Below are 15,969 nucleotides of genomic sequence, written 5' to 3'. Positions count from 1 at the left end.
CCTAGAGACTTTGCAGCCCGTTCGGGAGGGGGCGTTGACAGGGTGCGGACGGCGGTCGCGGTCTAGCTACCCGAGCGCCCCTGGACGTACTCCGTCGGAATCACGGGTTCCCCGCGGGAGAGCTGTGTAGCGGACAGCGGCAGGTTGGCCCGCGCCGCGATGTGCCGCGCACGGGGCACGTCGAGCGGCTCGCGGGCGACGACCTCGCCGCCCTTGACCAGCTGCACGAGCAGCTGCCGGTCGGCCAGCTCGGCCGGCACCGGTCCGGTGCCGATCACCTCGGCCTCGGCCACCCCCGCGTCGTCCAGCCGCCGCGCCGCCCACTTGCGCCCGCCGATGGAGGTCTTGCCCCCGCTGGACTTCTTCGCGACCGGCACCAGCGGCGCCGCCGGGTCGGCGGACTCCGCGCGGGCGACCAGCTTGTAGACCATCGAGCAGGTCGGATGCCCGGAGCCGGTCACCAGCTGAGTGCCGACGCCGTACGCGTCCACCGGCGCCGCGGCCAGCGAGGCGATGGCGTACTCGTCCAGGTCGGAGGTCACGACGATCTTCGTGCCGGTCGCCCCCAGCTCGTCCAGCTGATGCCGGACCCGGTGGGCCACCAGGAGCAGGTCGCCGGAGTCGATGCGCACCGCGCCCAGACCGGGCCCGGCCACCTCCACCGCCGTACGGACCGCCTCGGCGACGTCGTAGGTGTCGACCAGCAGGGTGGTGCCCCGGCCGAGGGTGGCCACCTGGGCCTTGAAGGCATCCCGCTCGTGGTCGTGCAGCAGGGTGAAGGCGTGCGCGGAGGTGCCGACGGTCGGGATGCCGTACCGGAAGCCGGCCGCGAGGTCGGAGGTGGTGGTGAAGCCGCCGACGTACGCCGCCCGGGCCGCGGCCACCGCCGCCAGCTCGTGGGTGCGGCGGGCACCCATCTCGATCAGCGGGCGGTCGCCCGCGGCAGAGGCCATCCGGGAGGCCGCGGCCGCGATCGCCGAGTCGTGGTTGAGGATGGAGAGGATCACGGTCTCCAGCAGCACACACTCGGCGAAGGTGCCCTCGACCCGGACGATCGGCGAGCCGGGGAAGTACACCTCGCCCTCGGGGTAGCCCCAGATGTCACCGCTGAAGCGGTAGTCGGCGAGCCACTTCAGGGTCTCCTCGTCCACGATGTTCCGCTCCCGCAGGAAGCCGAGGACACCCTCGTCGAAGCGGAAGTTCTCGACCGCGTCCAGGACCCGCCCGGTGCCCGCCACCACGCCGTAGCGGCGCCCGTCCGGCAGCCGCCGGGTGAAGACCTCGAACACGCTGCGCCGCTCGGCCGTACCGGCCCGCAGCGCGGCCTGCAGCATCGTCAGCTCGTACTGGTCCGTGAAGAGCGCCGTAGAGGGAACGTCCACCGGCAGCCCAAGGTCCGCTGTGTTCATGGCAAGGGATCGTACCCCCATTTCGTCAGTGTGACGATTTATCAAGCGCGTGGCAGCATGGGGGGTGTGACGTCACCCGCGCCCGTAGAGATCGAACGCACCGAATCGGCGGAGGAGGTCTTCGCCGTACCCGAGCCCGACGTCCCCTGGGTCACGATCGTCCACAACGACCCGGTCAACCTCATGAGCTATGTGACGTACGTCTTCCAGGCGTACTTCGGCTATCCGAAGGACAAGGCCACCAAGCTCATGCTCGACGTCCACCACAAGGGCCGGGCGGTCGTCTCCAGCGGCACTCGCGAGGAGATGGAACGCGACGTGCAGGCGATGCACGGCTACGGACTGTGGGCCACCCTCCAGCAGGACCGGAAGTAGCGAATCCTCTTCATGTCCGGACACTTCGAACACATCCCCGGCGGCGGCGCGGCTGTCGCACTCGACGACGTCGAGATCTCCATCATCCGGTCGCTGGCCGTCCAGCTCCTGGAGCTGATCGGCCCGGGGCCCGCCGCGGACGCCCCCGCCGACCCCCTGGCCGAGCTGTTCGCCGAGGGTCCGAGCGAGCCGCCCACCGACCCCGTCCTGCGCAGGCTCTTCCCGGATGCCTACAACGACCCGGAGCAGGCGCCCGGCTCCCCGGCCGAGGCCGAGGAGCTCCTGGCGCACTCGGCCGAGTTCCGCCGCTACACCGAGAACGACCTCAGGGCCGGCAAGCGGGAGAACGCCCTCGCGGTGATCCGCAGCCTGGACGCGCTGTCCCCGGTGGACGAGGGCGGGGCCGTCCTCAAGCTGTCCTCGGAGGAGTCGAGGTACTGGCTCGGTGCCCTCAACGACCTGCGCCTGGCGATCGGCGCCCGGCTGGAGATCACGGACGAGGACGACACCGATCTGCTCTACCGGCTCCCGGATGAGGACCCGCGCAAGCCGATGGTGATGGCGTACCTGTGGCTCGGCGGCCTCCAGGAGACGCTCGTCACCACCCTTATGCCGTAACTTGTCCCGATTTTGAGTGCATGTGGTGTTCGCTCAGAGGACGCTCAAATCCAGATAACGATCATGTCACCGTTGCGGCCTGGTTTGCCGCTTTAGGGCGTTCTTTGTCCCCTTCTTCCTGTGCGGTGCGTCACATCGTGCTTCAGTGATCAATGTTGCGGCCGTGATAAATCTTCACGACCGCCCGGCCAACACCACCCATGTTCGGCCGGGTGCGCCACCGAGCCGGCGACCGCCGGCCAGGCACGAGCGGGCTCGCGAAACCCGCTCAGCTCCATCAATCCGGGGGGATCGAAACCCGATCCGAGGCCGACGAAAGGCCCGGGTCGGCATGGAGAAAGGCGCACCACGACATGACCTCTGAGAGGGTCACCGAAGCCCCTGAGGAGGGCTACGAGCGAGGGCTCGGCAGCCGCCAGGTCCAGATGATCGCGATCGGCGGCGCCATCGGCGTCGGTCTGTTCCTCAAGGCCGGGGCCAACATCGAGAAGGCGGGCCCCAGCCTCATCCTGATGTACGCCCTCGCAGGCGTGATCATCTTCTTCATCATGCGAGCCCTGGGCGAGCTGCTGCTCTACCGCCCGGTCTCCGGCTCCTTCGCGGACTACTCCCGCGAGTTCCTCGGCCCGTTCTTCGGCTACTTCACGGCCTGGACGTACTGGCTGATGTGGGTGGTCACCGGCATGGCCGAGCTGACGGCCGCCGCGATCTACATCAACTACTGGTTCCCGGCCGTACCGCAGTGGGTGACGGCACTCGTCTTCCTGGTGATCCTCTTCGGGGTCAACCTGATCTCCGTGAAGCTCTTCGGCGAGCTGGAGTTCTGGTTCTCGATGGTCAAGGTCACCGCCCTGATCGGCATGATCGTGATCGGTCTCGGTGTGCTCACCTTCGGCTTCAGCGCCGCCGGTGACACCGCGTCGGTCTCCAACCTGTGGCAGTTCGACGGCTTCTTCCCCAAGGGCATCGGCTCCTCGCTGATGACCCTGCAGGGCGTCATGTTCGCCTACCTCGCCGTCGAGCTGGTCGGCGTCACCGCGGGCGAGTCCGAGAACCCGGAGAAGACCCTCCCGAAGGCCATCAACACGCTGCCCTGGCGCATCGGCCTGTTCTACGTCGGTGCCCTCACCGTCATCCTGTGCGTGGTGAAGTGGACCGAGTTCACCGAGGGCGTCAGTCCCTTCGTGAAGGCCTTCGCCATGATCGGCATCCCGGCCGGCGCCGGCATCGTCAACTTCGTGGTGCTCACCGCGGCCCTGTCGTCCTGCAACTCGGGCATGTACTCCACCGGCCGCATGCTGCGCACCCTGGCCGACAACGGCGAGGCCCCGCGGGTCTTCTCGAAGCTGTCGGCGACCAAGACCCCGGCGCTCGGCATCACCGTCTCGGTGCTGTTCATGGGCATCGGCGTGGTCCTGAACTACGTCGTCCCGGAGAAGGCGTTCGGCTACGTCACCTCCGTCGCCACCGCGGCCGGCATCTGGACCTGGCTGATGATCCTGGTCAGCCACGTCCTGTACCGTCGCGCGGTCGACGCGGGCCGGCTGCCCGCCTCGTCCTTCCCGGCGCCGGGCGGTGCGCTGTGCTCGTACATCGCCATCGCGTTCCTGCTCTTCGTCACCGGCCTGATCGCCTACGACGCCGACTCCCGTGTCTGCCTGTACGTGATGGCGGTCTGGGCGGTCGCGCTCGGCATCGGCTGGCTGTTCCTGAAGAAGCGCACGCCGGAGATCGCAGACCGGCGTGAGCCGGAGCTGGAGCAGGTGGGCTGACCACCGGGGAGACCAACCCCAGGACGTCCGGCCGCCGGGAGTACTCGTGGCACCCCCGGAGGCTGCCGCTCAGGACGTCCGACATATGGGCCGCCCCGTACCATCCCTCGGTACGGGGTGGCCCGTCTGCTTATCCTGACGGACATGCTGACCATCACCCAGGCCCTCGTCGACCAGATCGTCGCGCACGCGCGCAAGGACCACCCCGACGAGGCGTGCGGCGTCGTCGCGGGCCCGGCCGGTTCGGACCGCCCCGAGCGCTTCGTCCCGATGCTGAACGCGGCCATGTCGCCCACGTTCTACGAGTTCGACTCCGGCGACCTCCTCAAGCTCTACCGCGAGCTGGACGACCGGGACGAGGAGCCGGTGGTCATCTACCACTCCCACACGGCGACCGAGGCGTACCCCTCGCGCACCGACATCTCGTACGCGAACGAGCCCGGCGCCCACTACGTCCTGGTGTCCACCGCCGACACCGACGGCCTCGGCGACTTCCAGTTCCGCTCCTACCGCATCGTGGAAGGCGAGGTCACGGAGGAGGAGGTCAAGGTCGTGGAGGCCTACTGATCCCGCGATTCGGTCAGAATGCATCCACCATGCGAGATCACACTCCGGGACCGGGACCGGGAATCGATACGATGAGCCCATGGTTCTGAACGACGTGAGCGAGAAGACGCCGGGCATCCTGCTCGTGGCGCGGCTGCACGTCGACCTGTGCAGGCTGAACAGCGCCATCTGTTGACGTTCCCCGCCGCCGTACGGCCGTGCCGCGGCGCTCACCCGGTGCCGAAAGCCTGGGGGACCCAGGCGCGCCCACACCGATTCGACGAACCAACCCTTTCCGACAGGAGCCCTGAGCCATGGCCATCGAGGTCCGCATCCCGACCATCCTCCGCCAGTACACCGACGGCCAGAAGGCGGTGGAGGGCAGCGGTGAGACCCTCGCCGACCTGTTCACCGACCTCGAGACCCGGCACGCGGGCATCCTGGCCCGCATCGTGGACAACGGCCAGCTGCGCCGCTTCGTCAACGTGTACCTGAACGACGAGGACGTCCGCTTCGTCGACGGCATCGACACCAAGCTGTCCGACGGCGACACCGTGACGATCCTGCCGGCCGTGGCCGGCGGCATGGCCTGAGACCGGCATGCGCTACGACTCCCCGCTGGCCGCGGTGGGCAACACCCCCCTGGTGCGCCTGCCGCGGTTGTCGCCGTCCCCGGACGTCCGCATCTGGGCCAAGCTGGAGGACCGCAACCCGACCGGCTCGGTCAAGGACCGCCCGGCCCTGCACATGATCGAGCAGGCGGAGAAGGACGGCCGGCTCACCCCGGGCTGCACGATCCTGGAGCCGACCTCCGGCAACACGGGCATCTCCCTGGCCATGGCGGCGAAGCTCAAGGGCTACCGCATGGTGTGCGTGATGCCCGAGAACACCTCGCAGGAGCGCCGGGACCTGCTCGGCATGTGGGGCGCCGAGATCATCTCCTCGCCGGCCGCGGGCGGCTCCAACACGGCCGTGCGCGTGGCCAAGGAGCTGGCCGCCGAGCACCCCGACTGGGTGATGCTCTACCAGTACGGCAACCCGGACAACGCGGGCGCCCACTACGCGACGACCGGCCCGGAGATCCTCGCCGACCTCCCCTCCATCACCCACTTCGTCGCGGGCCTCGGCACCACCGGCACCCTGATGGGCGTCGGCCGCTACCTGCGCGAGCACAAGCCGGACGTGAAGATCGTCGCCGCCGAACCGCGCTACGACGACCTGGTCTACGGCCTGCGCAACCTCGACGAGGGCTTCGTACCGGAGCTGTACGACGCCTCCGTGCTCACCACCCGCTTCTCGGTCGGCTCCGCCGACGCGGTCACCCGCACCCGTGAACTCCTGCAGCAGGAGGGCATCTTCGCGGGCGTCTCCACCGGCGCCGCCCTGCACGCGGCGATCGGCGTCGGCAAGAAGGCGGTGAAGGCCGGCGAGAGCGCCGACATCGTCTTCATCGTGGCCGACGGCGGCTGGAAGTACCTCTCCACCGGCGTCTACACGGCGGCCACCACCGAGGAGGCCATCGAGACGCTCCAGGGCCAGCTCTGGGCATAGCCCGCCTCAAGCGCAGGCCAGCCCCCTCCTATGAGGGGGCCAATCCCGTCCTATGGAGGGGCAAAGAATTCCCTCCGGTACTGCCGGTGACTCTCGGGCCAGGGCTACGGTCCTCCCCGACCCTGTCATGTCACGCTCACTCGACATATGGGGCGTCTGAAGTGTCATGCTCATGATTGCGCGGTACTGCCGCCGCTACGCGCGTCACGGGCCTGCCCACCCAGAGCGAGAAACCCCACTTCCCCATGGAGGCAGTACCCATGCGTGAGTCACGCCCGAGCGGGCGGAGACGGAGTCTGCGAAGACTCGTCTCCGTCGCCCTCCCCGCCCTCGCCCTGACCGTCGCCGGACTGGCGGCGGCACCGACGGCCGGGGCCCAGGCCGCCGCCGCTCCCGCGCCCCACATCTCGCGGGCCGCGCAGAACGCCAAGGCTCTGACCGCCCCCGAGCACCAGATCTTCCACTCGACCGGCAAGGCCGGGCAGAAGGTCCCGACGACCCATCTGTGCGCCACCGCCAAGCCGGGCCACGCGTCCTGCTTCGCCCAGCGCCGCACCGACATCAAGCAGCGGCTCGCCTCGGCGCTCGCCGCCGCCGCGCCCTCCGGCCTCTCCCCGGCCAACCTGCACAGTGCCTACAACCTGCCCTCGACGGGCGGCTCCGGCCTGACCGTTGCCATCGTCGACGCCTACAACGACCCCAACGCCGAGGCGGACCTGGCCACTTACCGCTCCACCTACGGCCTGTCCGCGTGCACCAAGGCCAACGGCTGCTTCAAGCAGGTCAGCCAGACCGGCTCCACCACCTCGCTGCCGACCAACGACACCGGCTGGGCCGGTGAAGAGGCGCTCGACCTCGACATGGTCAGCGCGGTCTGCCCGAACTGCAACATCATCCTGGTCGAGGCGAACTCGGCGAACGACACCGACCTCGGCATCGCCGAGAACGAGGCCGTCACCCTCGGCGCCAAGGTCGTCTCCAACAGCTGGGGCGGCTCCGAGTCCTCCTCCCAGACCACCGAGGACACCCAGTACTTCAAGCACCCGGGCGTCGCCATCACCGTCTCCTCCGGTGACTCCGCCTACGGCGCCGAGTACCCGGCGACCTCCCAGTACGTGACCGCCGTCGGCGGCACCGCGCTCACCACCGCCTCCAACTCCCGTGGCTGGAGCGAGTCGGTGTGGCACACCAGCTCCACCGAGGGCACCGGCTCCGGCTGCTCGGCGTACGACCCGAAGCCGAGCTGGCAGACCGACACCGGCTGCTCCAAGCGCATGGAGGCCGACGTCTCCGCGGTCGCCGACCCGGCCACCGGTGTGGCGGTCTACGACACCTACGGCGGCTCCGGCTGGGCGGTCTACGGCGGCACCAGCGCCTCCGCCCCGATCGTCGCCGGCGTCTACGCCCTCGCGGGCACCCCGGGCTCCAGCGACTACCCGGCGAAGTACCCGTACTCCCACACCAGCAACCTGTACGACGTGACCAGCGGCAGCAACGGCTCCTGCTCCACCTCGTACTTCTGCACCGCGGGCACCGGCTACGACGGCCCGACCGGCTGGGGCACCCCGAACGGCACCACCGCCTTCACCGCCGGCACCAGCACCGGCAACACGGTGACCGTCACCAACCCCGGCAGCCAGTCGACCACCACCGGCGGTTCGGCAAGCCTGCAGATCCACGCCACCGACAGCGCGGGCGCGACCCTGACCTACAGCGCCTCCGGCCTGCCGACCGGCCTGTCGATCAACAGCTCCTCCGGCCTGATCTCCGGTACGGCGTCCACCGCGGGCACCTACCAGGTCACGGTCACCGCGAAGGACTCCACCGGCGCCTCCGGCTCGACCTCCTTCACCTGGACGGTCGGCTCCTCCGGCGGCACCTGCACCTCGGCCCAGCTGCTCGGCAACGCGGGCTTCGAGTCGGGCAACACCACCTGGACCGCGAGCAGCGGCGTCATCACCAATGACTCCGGTGAGGCCGCGCACGGCGGTTCCTACAAGGCCTGGCTCGACGGGTACGGCTCCTCGCACACCGACACGCTGTCCCAGTCGGTGACCGTCCCGACCGGCTGCAAGGCCAGCTTCACCTTCTACCTGCACATCGACACCGCCGAGACCACCAGCAGCACCGCGTACGACAAGCTGACGGTGACCGCCGGTTCGACCACCCTCGCGACCTACTCGAACCTCAACGCCGCCTCCGGGTACGCGCAGAAGACCTTCGACCTGTCCTCGTTCGCGGGTCAGACGGTCACCCTGAAGTTCAGCGGGGTGGAGGACTCCTCCCTGCAGACCAGCTTCGTCGTGGACGACACCGCCCTGACGACCGGCTGAGCCGTACGGCAACCGGATCCCGCACCCGGAAGACAGCCTTCCGGGTGCGGGATCCGTCCGTGCCGGTGGTACGTCTCATCTGCACCAGGAGACCGGCAGGTCGGCCGGCCACGGCAGAAAGGCGGACCCCCATGCGCCGTACGACGACCGTCGCCCTCGCGGCGGCAGCGCTGCTGCTCGCGGGCTGCGGCTCCCAGAGCGGCGGGGACAACGGCAGCGGCAGCGGCGACAACGGCAAGGTGTCGCCCTCGGCGTCCGCCCCGTCGTCCGGCGGCGGCTGCGTCACCCACGTGGAGCTGACCGCCGCCGACAACGGCCGTACCGTCTGCCTGTCCAAGGGCGGCGAGCTGCGGCTCACCCTCGACGGGACCAGGAGCCGCCCCTGGAAGCCGGTCGCGGCCAGCGGCACCGCTCTGAGGGCGATCAACGCGGGCTTCGTCCTCCAGCCGGGCGACGCGAGCGCCGCCTACCAGGCGGTGGCGGCCGGAAAGGCCGAGCTGACGTCCTCCCGCCCCCTGTGCCCCGAGCCCACGGCCCCCGGCCAGGTCTCCTGCAAGGGCATCGAGGAGTGGAAGGTCACCGTGACGGTGAGCTAGCCGGCGAGGTGTCTGACCTGGTCCCACAGGACCGGGTCGACCACGCCCACCCGGCGGCGGAAGTCCCACACCGGCACCTCCCGCAGTTCGTCCGTCTGCAGGAAGCTGGGCCGGCCGTGGGCGTCGCCGACCGAGCCGGGCGGCAGCGGGATCACCCCGGCGCGCTCGTCGTGGTACTTGCTGGTGATCTTCGCGACCGTGGCCCGGTTGCCGCGCACGGACAGCACCAGACAGGGCCGGTCCTTGACGTCGGCGCGGTCCTCGTAGGGCACGTTCGCCCACCAGATGTCCCCCGGGTGCGGACGTGTCGTCACCCGGGTCCGGCCGCCGGGGCGCCCGGGCGGACGCAGCCGGCGCCCGCCGGGCCGGCGGCCCCGGCCCCAGCCGTCGACGAGCGTGGCGACCAGCGCGAGCAGTACCACCGCCGCGAGCGCCAGCCACCATGACGTGTCCATACGGACGACGTTACCGGCGTGCGCTCGGCGGCGCGCGCCCTCTTGTGAGCTACCTGCGCCCCCGGTCCAGCCGAACCGGTGACACCACAGGTGAGTTCGCCCACAACGGCCCCTGGCGGAGGAGCGACCGGCCCTTTTGCGCCTTACGCTCAACAAACCGCACGACCCCCGTCTGCCCCCTTCCCGACCCCTCTCCTCGCATCCCGCCCATCGGTTTCCGCCAACGGAGGTTTCTGCTTCATGAAGCTCACCGTCGTCGGCTGCTCGGGGTCGTTCCCGTCCGCGGAATCGGCCTGCTCGAGCTACCTCGTCGAGGCCGACGGCTTCCGGCTGCTCCTCGACATGGGCAACGGCGCCCTCGGCGAGTTGCAGCGCCACTGCGGTCTCTACGACCTCGACGCCATCTTCCTGAGTCATCTGCACGCCGATCACTGCATCGACATGCTCGGGTACTTCGTCGCGCGCTACTACCGTCACGAAGGCGGCCGCTGCGACCCGATCCCGGTCTACGGCCCTGAAGGCACCGAACACCGTCTGACCACGGCCTACGCCGACACCCCCTCCGCCTCCTCCATGAGCGAGGTCTTCGACTTCCACACGGTCAAGCCGTCCACGTTCGAGATCGGCCCGTTCACCGTGCACACCGAGCGGGTCCGGCACCCCGTGGAGGCGTACGCCATCCGCATCGAGCACGGCGGAAAGTCCCTGACGTACTCCGGCGACACGGGCGTCAGCGAGGCGCTGGACGAGCTGGCCCGGGACACCGACCTGTTCCTGTGCGAGGCGGCGTTCACGCACGGCAAGGAGAACATCCCCGACCTGCACCTCAACGGCCGTGAGGCAGGCGGGACGGCGGCTCGTGCGGGCGCCCGCCGGCTGGTCCTCACCCACATCCCGCCGTGGACGGACCCGCAGGTCAATCTCGCGGACGCGCGCGAGGTCTTCGCGGGGCCGGTGGAGCTGGCCGCGCCGCGGGTCACGTACGAGGTCTAGCCGGTACGCGCACGAAGGCCCCGGAACCTCATCGGTTCCGGGGCCTTGGTCTGCGGGGCGGCGGGCCTCACGCCTTGGTGAGGTCCTCGACCTCCTCCTCGGGCTCGCGGCCCGGGGTGGGCAGGTTGAACTTGATGATCGCGAAGCGGAAGACCACGTAGTAGATCACCGCGAACACCAGGCCGATCGGGATGATCATCCAGGGCTTGGTGGCCAGGCCCCAGTTGAGGAAGTAGTCGATCGCGCCGGCCGAGAAGCTGAAGCCGTGGTGCACGCCCAGCGACCAGGTGACGGCCATCGAGACGGCGGTGAGGACCGCGTGGATCGCGTACAGCAGCGGGGCGATGAACATGAACGCGAACTCGATCGGCTCGGTGATACCGGTGACGAAGGAGGTCAGGGCCAGGGAGAGCATCATGCCGCCGACGGCCTTGCGGCGCTCGGGCCGGGCGCAGTGCGTGATCGCCAGGGCGGCGGCCGGCAGGGCGAACATCATGATCGGGAAGAAGCCCGTCATGAACTGGCCGGCGCTCGGGTCGCCGTGGAAGAAGCGCGGCAGGTCACCGTGCCACGTGGCACCGGCGGAGTCCTTGTAGCTGCCGATCTCCTGCCACGCCACGGTGTTGACGAACTGGTGCATACCGATGGGCAGCAGACCGCGGTTGATGAGGCCGAAGAGGGCCGCGCCGACCGCTCCGAGGCCGGTCATCCACTTGCCGAAGTCGGTGATGACGGTGCCGATCGGCTCCCAGACCAGACCGAAGACCACGCCGACGCCGGTGCCGATGAAGGCCATCAGGATCGGGACCAGACGGCGGCCGTTGAAGAAGCCCAGCCAGTCGGGGAGCTTGGTCCGGTGGAAGCGCTGCCAGGTCACGGCGGCGATGAGGCCCATGATGATGCCGCCGAAGACCTTGGGGTCGTTGTAGGTGGCGGCGATGTCCGCACCCTTGGTCACCTTGGCCTCGGTGATCGGGAACGCGGTCAGCACGTTCTTGTACACCAGGAAGCCGACCAGCGCCGCCAGCGCGGTGGAACCGTCGGCCTTCTTGGCGAAGCCGATGGCGATGCCCACGCAGAACAGCAGCGGCAGGTTGCTGAACACGGCGTCGCCGGCGGTGGCGAACACGGCCGCGACCTTGTTCCAGCCGAGGCCGTCCTTGCCGAAGACGTCGTCCTGGCCGAGTCGCAGCAGAATGCCCGCCGCCGGAAGTACGGCGATCGGAAGCTGCAGGCTGCGGCCGACCTTCTGCAGGCCCTGGAACAGGCCCGATCCCCGCTTCTTTGCGGGAGCCGCCGTTGACGCGGTGGCGGTGCTCATGGTTCCTCCATCGGGTGGTGGTCTACACCACTCAGTGGTGTAGACCTGTTGTAGCACGGTGAAGGCGGTATAAGGAACCCGTCAATCCGCTGTCGTGGGATTACGCGCTGTGCTGGTCACAGGGCCCGCCGGCGGGGACGCCGAAAGGCCCCCGGACCGGCTGCTCCGGGGGCTCAACTCGGACAGGACGTCAGACCTTTGTGACGTCCTCGACCTGGTCCTCGGGTTCGCGGCCGGGTGTTCGCAGGTCGAACTTCGTGATGGCGAACCGGAAGACGACGTAGTAGACGGCCGCGAAGCACAGGCCGATCGGGATGATCAGCCATGGTTTGGTGGCCAGGTTCCAGTTGATGATGTAGTCGATGAGACCGGCCGAGAAGCTGAAGCCGTCGTGCACCCCGAGCCCCCAGGTCACCGCCATCGACACCCCGGTGAGCACCGCGTGGACCGCGTACAGCAGGGGTGCGATGAACAGGAACGAGTACTCGATCGGCTCGGTGATGCCGGTCACGAACGAGGTCAGTGCCACCGAGAGCATCAGACCGCCCACCTCCTTGCGGCGGTTCGGCCGCGCGCAGTGTGTCATCGCCAGCGCGGCCGCCGGCAGCGCGAACATCATGATGGGGAAGAAGCCCGAGGTGAACTGGCCCGCGTGCGGGTCGCCCGCCAGGAACATGTTGATGTCGCCGTGCACGACTTTGCCGTCGGGTGTCGTGTAACTGCCGAACTGGAACCAGATGGGCACGTTCAGGAACTGGTGCAGGCCGATGACGAGCAGCCCCCGGTTCGCGACGCCGAAGATGCCCGCGCCCCACGACCCGGCGTCCCGAAGCCAGCGACTGAAGCTCTCGAGAGCGTCGCCGACCGGCGGCCAGATCCACAGGCACACCGCCGCGAAGACGATGGCGACGAACGACATGATGATCGGGACCAGCCGGCGGCCGTTGAAGAAGCCCAGCCAGTCCACCAGCTTGGTGCGGTGGAAGCGGGCCCAGAAGAACGCGGCCAGCAGACCCAGGACGATGCCGCCGAAGACACCCGGGTTCTGGAAGGTGAAGGTGCTCACCGTCCCTGCCTGGACCTGGCAGCCGACGTCCGGGATCGTCTTCGAGCCGGCCGGGCACTGCTCCGGGAACTGGTGCAGCACGCCGTAGTAGACGAGGAAGCCCGCCACCGCCGCGAGCGCCGTCGAGCCGTCCGACTTGCGGGCCATACCGATCGCGACGCCCACACAGAACAGCAGCGGAAGGCCGATCGAGCCGTCGAGCAGCGCGCCGCCCGCCCCCTTCATCACCTTCGAGACGTCCGTCCAGCCCAGGCCGTCGACCCCGAACACGTCCGGCTGCCCCAGCCGGTTCAGGATGCCCGCCGCCGGCAGCACCGCGATCGGCAGCTGGAGGCTGCGGCCCATCTTCTGCAGGCCCTGGAAGAGGGTGTTCCAGCGGGCGCGCGCGGGGCTGACCGTGCTGTCGGCGCTCATGGACGTCCTCCCGGACCGCTCGACTCGGACGCGGTTTGGCGACCGTACCGGCTGTGGTGTAGACCAGTTGGCGGACGGTTCCGCTGTCGTGATCGCCATCATTCGGCACGCACGGCATGACCGCTCGCAAAGATGGGCCAACTGTGGGTTACTGCGACAAAGCGGTTCGGATCAGGGAGAAGGAACATGGCCAGCAAGGCTGAGAAGATCGTCGCCGGCCTCGGCGGGATCGACAACATCGAGGAGATCGAGGGCTGCATCACCCGGCTGCGCACCGAGGTCACGGACCCCTCGCTCGTCGACGACGCCGCCCTGAAGGCCGCCGGCGCCCACGGCGTCGTCAAGATGGGCACCGCCATCCAGGTCGTCATCGGCACCGACGCCGACCCGATCGCCGCGGAGATCGAAGACATGATGTGAGACCCCGTTCGAGCCGGGGTCACCTGTAAGGGGCTCTTCCCACCGCGGGAGGAGCCCCTTGTGTCACTCCGGATAGGCTCGTGGCCATGTCTCGAATCGACGGCCGCACCCCCGAACAGCTCCGCCCGGTCACCATCGAACGCGGCTGGAGCAAGCACGCCGAGGGCTCCGTCCTCGTCTCCTTCGGCGACACCAAGGTCTTCTGCACCGCCTCGGTCACCGAAGGCGTCCCGCGCTGGCGCAAGGGCAGCGGCGAGGGCTGGGTCACCGCGGAGTACGCCATGCTGCCCCGCGCCACCAACACCCGCGGCGACCGAGAGTCCGTCAAGGGCAGGATCGGCGGCCGGACCCACGAGATCTCCCGGCTCATCGGCCGCTCCCTGCGCGCCGTCATCGACTACAAGGCGCTCGGCGAGAACACCATCGTCCTCGACTGCGACGTCCTCCAGGCCGACGGCGGCACGCGCACGGCGGCCATCACCGGTGCGTACGTCGCCCTCGCCGACGCCATCTCCTGGGCCCAGGGCAGGAAGCTCATCCGGGCCGGCCGCCAGCCGCTGACCGGCACGGTGTCGGCGGTCTCCGTCGGCATCGTCGGCGGCGTGCCCCTCCTCGACCTCTGCTACGAGGAGGACGTGCGCGCCGAGACCGACATGAACGTCGTCTGCACCGGCGACGGCCGCTTCGTCGAGGTCCAGGGCACCGCCGAGGCCGAGCCCTTCGCCCGCGAGGAACTCAACGCCCTGCTCGACCTCGCCGTCACCGGCTGCACCGAGCTGACCGCGATCCAGAAGACCGCGCTGGCCGCCACGCTCGAAAAGTAAAGGACGCGCCAACACTCGGGGTGCGGGAGGGCAACCCCCGCCCGCTCCCCGACGTCCCTATGGGTACGGGCGTACGACCACCAGCGTGCGCCCGGTCAGCCACACCAGGGGAGGGAACACCACCATGGCCGCCAGCCGACGCCGAGGCCGTCTCGCCGCCGTCGCCGCCGTCATAGCGACCGCCGCGCTCACCGCCGGCCTCACCACCGGCTGCGACGCCGTGAACAAGGCTCTGGACTGCATGCAGACCGCCGACTCCGTCGCCGACAGCGTCGCCGACCTGCAGACGGCCGTGGAGAAGGCCTCGGACGACCCGACGCAGCTCGACCAGTCCCTCGCCTCGATCGACAAGAACCTCGAGAAGATCGGCGACAAGACCGACGACGCCGACGTCAACAAGGCGGTCGACAACCTGAACAAGGCCGTGGACAACGTCCGTACGGCCATCAAGAACGGCGACAACACGCCGGACGTCAGCCCGGTGACGGACGCGGCGGGCGAACTGACGAAGGTGTGTACGTCGTAGCCTTTCAGCCGACCGAGTCGGGTGGTGGGTGGGCATAGGCCGGGGTCTGGGGCGGAGCCCCAGGGACCTCAGCCCCCACCCACGGGGCGTATTACTTGCCGAGCCTGCGCCGCTGCTTGCGCTCCACGCCGACCCCGCCCCAGAAGGCGAAGCCGCCGATGACGACCCGCGGTGCGCCCAGTTCGGCCGTCTCGTCGCCCTTGGGGTGCTCGAAGCCGCCCATGATGCCGAGCCCGCGTACGACGACCTCGACGCCCGGCGGCACGATCACCTGCATCCCGCCCATGATCGCCACACAGTTGATGTGGACCTCGGCGGCCGCGAAGTCCGCCTCCCGCAGATCGATCTCGCCACCGCCCCAGAAGGCGAAGGCGGTGAACTTCCTCGGCACCGTCCAGCGGCCCTTGCGCTGGAAGCCGGACATGATGGCGACCGCCCCCGTGGACGACCCCTCACCCCCGACGACCCGGCCCGCCCAACTCCCGTCCTTCTGCACCGGTTCCTTGGTGAAGGAGACCGGAGCGTGCGCCACGGCCCCGCTGGTCGGCAGGTCACGGGTGATCGGCGTCAGCTCGGCGTACGTACGCGCCTTGTACGTCGCCTCCAGCCGCTCCTCGAACTCCGCCATGTCCAGCCGCCCCTCGGCGACGGCGTCCCGCAGGACCTCGGCGACCCGCTCACGGTCGGCGTCGGAGGCACGGAGTTCCGGCACTGCGTCGTCGGTCATGGCAGAAGCCTACGAGAAGATGC

The 15,969-nt window shown here is 69.3% G+C and carries 17 protein-coding genes and 1 pseudogene; 13 read left to right on the top strand and 5 right to left on the bottom strand.

Annotated elements, in window-relative coordinates:
• Nucleotides 1–62 precede the first annotated feature (62 nt).
• Nucleotides 63–1,409, bottom strand: a complete 1,347-nt coding sequence (locus ACFYZZ_RS14890) for a nicotinate phosphoribosyltransferase (RefSeq protein ID WP_389175505.1) — start codon at nt 1,407–1,409, stop codon at nt 63–65.
• A gap of 57 nt (nt 1,410–1,466) precedes the next feature.
• On the opposite strand from ACFYZZ_RS14890, the gene clpS reads away from it, so the two are divergent.
• From clpS to ACFYZZ_RS14845, 9 genes are all read left to right on the top strand, one after another.
• On the top strand, nt 1,467–1,784 hold the full coding sequence (clpS, locus tag ACFYZZ_RS14885) for an ATP-dependent Clp protease adapter ClpS (RefSeq protein WP_386580920.1): 318 nt from the start codon (nt 1,467–1,469) through the stop codon (nt 1,782–1,784).
• A 12-nt stretch (nt 1,785–1,796) separates the two neighbouring features.
• Complete coding sequence (locus ACFYZZ_RS14880) at nt 1,797–2,402, top strand: DUF2017 domain-containing protein (RefSeq protein ID WP_389175502.1); 606 nt, start codon at nt 1,797–1,799, stop codon at nt 2,400–2,402.
• 353 nt (nt 2,403–2,755) lie between these two features.
• Nucleotides 2,756–4,174 carry an amino acid permease gene (locus tag ACFYZZ_RS14875; protein WP_389175500.1) on the top strand — a complete coding sequence of 473 codons (1,419 nt, stop codon included), beginning with the start codon at nt 2,756–2,758 and terminating at the stop codon, nt 4,172–4,174.
• A gap of 144 nt (nt 4,175–4,318) precedes the next feature.
• Nucleotides 4,319–4,741: a Mov34/MPN/PAD-1 family protein gene (locus ACFYZZ_RS14870; protein ID WP_386580925.1), complete on the top strand. Its 423-nt coding sequence runs from the start codon at nt 4,319–4,321 to the stop codon at nt 4,739–4,741.
• Nucleotides 4,742–4,820: 79 nt separating this feature from the next.
• Nucleotides 4,821–4,916, top strand: a complete 96-nt coding sequence (locus ACFYZZ_RS14865; RefSeq protein WP_020940333.1) for a putative leader peptide — start codon at nt 4,821–4,823, stop codon at nt 4,914–4,916.
• 118 nt (nt 4,917–5,034) lie between these two features.
• Entirely contained in the window at nt 5,035–5,313 is a 279-nt protein-coding gene (locus ACFYZZ_RS14860) for a MoaD/ThiS family protein (RefSeq protein ID WP_386580927.1), read from the top strand.
• A gap of 7 nt (nt 5,314–5,320) precedes the next feature.
• On the top strand, nt 5,321–6,271 hold the full coding sequence (locus tag ACFYZZ_RS14855; protein ID WP_389175495.1) for a PLP-dependent cysteine synthase family protein: 951 nt from the start codon (nt 5,321–5,323) through the stop codon (nt 6,269–6,271).
• Between the two features lie 260 nt (nt 6,272–6,531).
• Entirely contained in the window at nt 6,532–8,604 is a 2,073-nt protein-coding gene (locus ACFYZZ_RS14850; protein WP_389175492.1) for a putative Ig domain-containing protein, read from the top strand.
• Between the two features lie 131 nt (nt 8,605–8,735).
• Nucleotides 8,736–9,200: a hypothetical protein gene (locus ACFYZZ_RS14845; protein ID WP_389175489.1), complete on the top strand. Its 465-nt coding sequence runs from the start codon at nt 8,736–8,738 to the stop codon at nt 9,198–9,200.
• On the opposite strand, the gene ACFYZZ_RS14840 is transcribed toward ACFYZZ_RS14845, so the two are convergent.
• Nucleotides 9,197–9,655, bottom strand: a complete 459-nt coding sequence (locus tag ACFYZZ_RS14840) for a type II toxin-antitoxin system PemK/MazF family toxin (protein ID WP_389175486.1) — start codon at nt 9,653–9,655, stop codon at nt 9,197–9,199. The two genes, ACFYZZ_RS14845 and ACFYZZ_RS14840, sit on opposite strands and share 4 nt — an antisense overlap.
• A gap of 240 nt (nt 9,656–9,895) precedes the next feature.
• On the opposite strand from ACFYZZ_RS14840, the gene ACFYZZ_RS14835 reads away from it, so the two are divergent.
• A complete protein-coding gene (locus ACFYZZ_RS14835; protein ID WP_389175483.1) occupies nt 9,896–10,648 on the top strand; it encodes an MBL fold metallo-hydrolase in 753 nt (250 codons plus the stop codon).
• Between the two features lie 67 nt (nt 10,649–10,715).
• On the opposite strand, the gene ACFYZZ_RS14830 is transcribed toward ACFYZZ_RS14835, so the two are convergent.
• Together ACFYZZ_RS14830 and ACFYZZ_RS14825 are read right to left on the bottom strand one after the other, a co-directional pair.
• Complete coding sequence (locus tag ACFYZZ_RS14830) at nt 10,716–11,969, bottom strand: PTS transporter subunit EIIC (protein ID WP_389175481.1); 1,254 nt, start codon at nt 11,967–11,969, stop codon at nt 10,716–10,718.
• 190 nt (nt 11,970–12,159) lie between these two features.
• Nucleotides 12,160–13,449: a PTS transporter subunit EIIC gene (locus ACFYZZ_RS14825; protein WP_389175479.1), complete on the bottom strand. Its 1,290-nt coding sequence runs from the start codon at nt 13,447–13,449 to the stop codon at nt 12,160–12,162.
• Between the two features lie 186 nt (nt 13,450–13,635).
• Here ACFYZZ_RS14825 and ACFYZZ_RS14820 point away from each other — a divergent pair, with 186 nt between their 5' ends.
• The 3 genes from ACFYZZ_RS14820 (at nt 13,636) to ACFYZZ_RS14810 (ending at nt 15,219) form a co-directional block, all read left to right on the top strand.
• Nucleotides 13,636–13,869, top strand: coding sequence for a glucose PTS transporter subunit EIIB (locus ACFYZZ_RS14820; protein ID WP_389175476.1), 234 nt, complete (start codon nt 13,636–13,638; stop codon nt 13,867–13,869).
• An 86-nt stretch (nt 13,870–13,955) separates the two neighbouring features.
• Nucleotides 13,956–14,693, top strand: a complete 738-nt coding sequence (rph, locus tag ACFYZZ_RS14815; protein ID WP_389175473.1) for a ribonuclease PH — start codon at nt 13,956–13,958, stop codon at nt 14,691–14,693.
• Between the two features lie 124 nt (nt 14,694–14,817).
• Entirely contained in the window at nt 14,818–15,219 is a 402-nt protein-coding gene (locus ACFYZZ_RS14810) for a hypothetical protein (protein ID WP_389175471.1), read from the top strand.
• A 106-nt stretch (nt 15,220–15,325) separates the two neighbouring features.
• Here the strand turns inward: ACFYZZ_RS14810 and ACFYZZ_RS14805 are convergent.
• A pseudogene (locus ACFYZZ_RS14805) lies at nt 15,326–15,946 on the bottom strand (DUF1707 domain-containing protein); the annotation flags it as partial.
• Nucleotides 15,947–15,969 lie beyond the last annotated feature (23 nt).

Source organism: Streptomyces sp. NPDC001816, from assembly GCF_042892235.1.
In the GTDB taxonomy this organism is placed as follows: domain Bacteria; phylum Actinomycetota; class Actinomycetes; order Streptomycetales; family Streptomycetaceae; genus Streptomyces.
The sequence above is the reverse complement of the archived record's forward strand: the minus strand, read 5'-3'. Positions and strand labels throughout refer to the sequence as shown.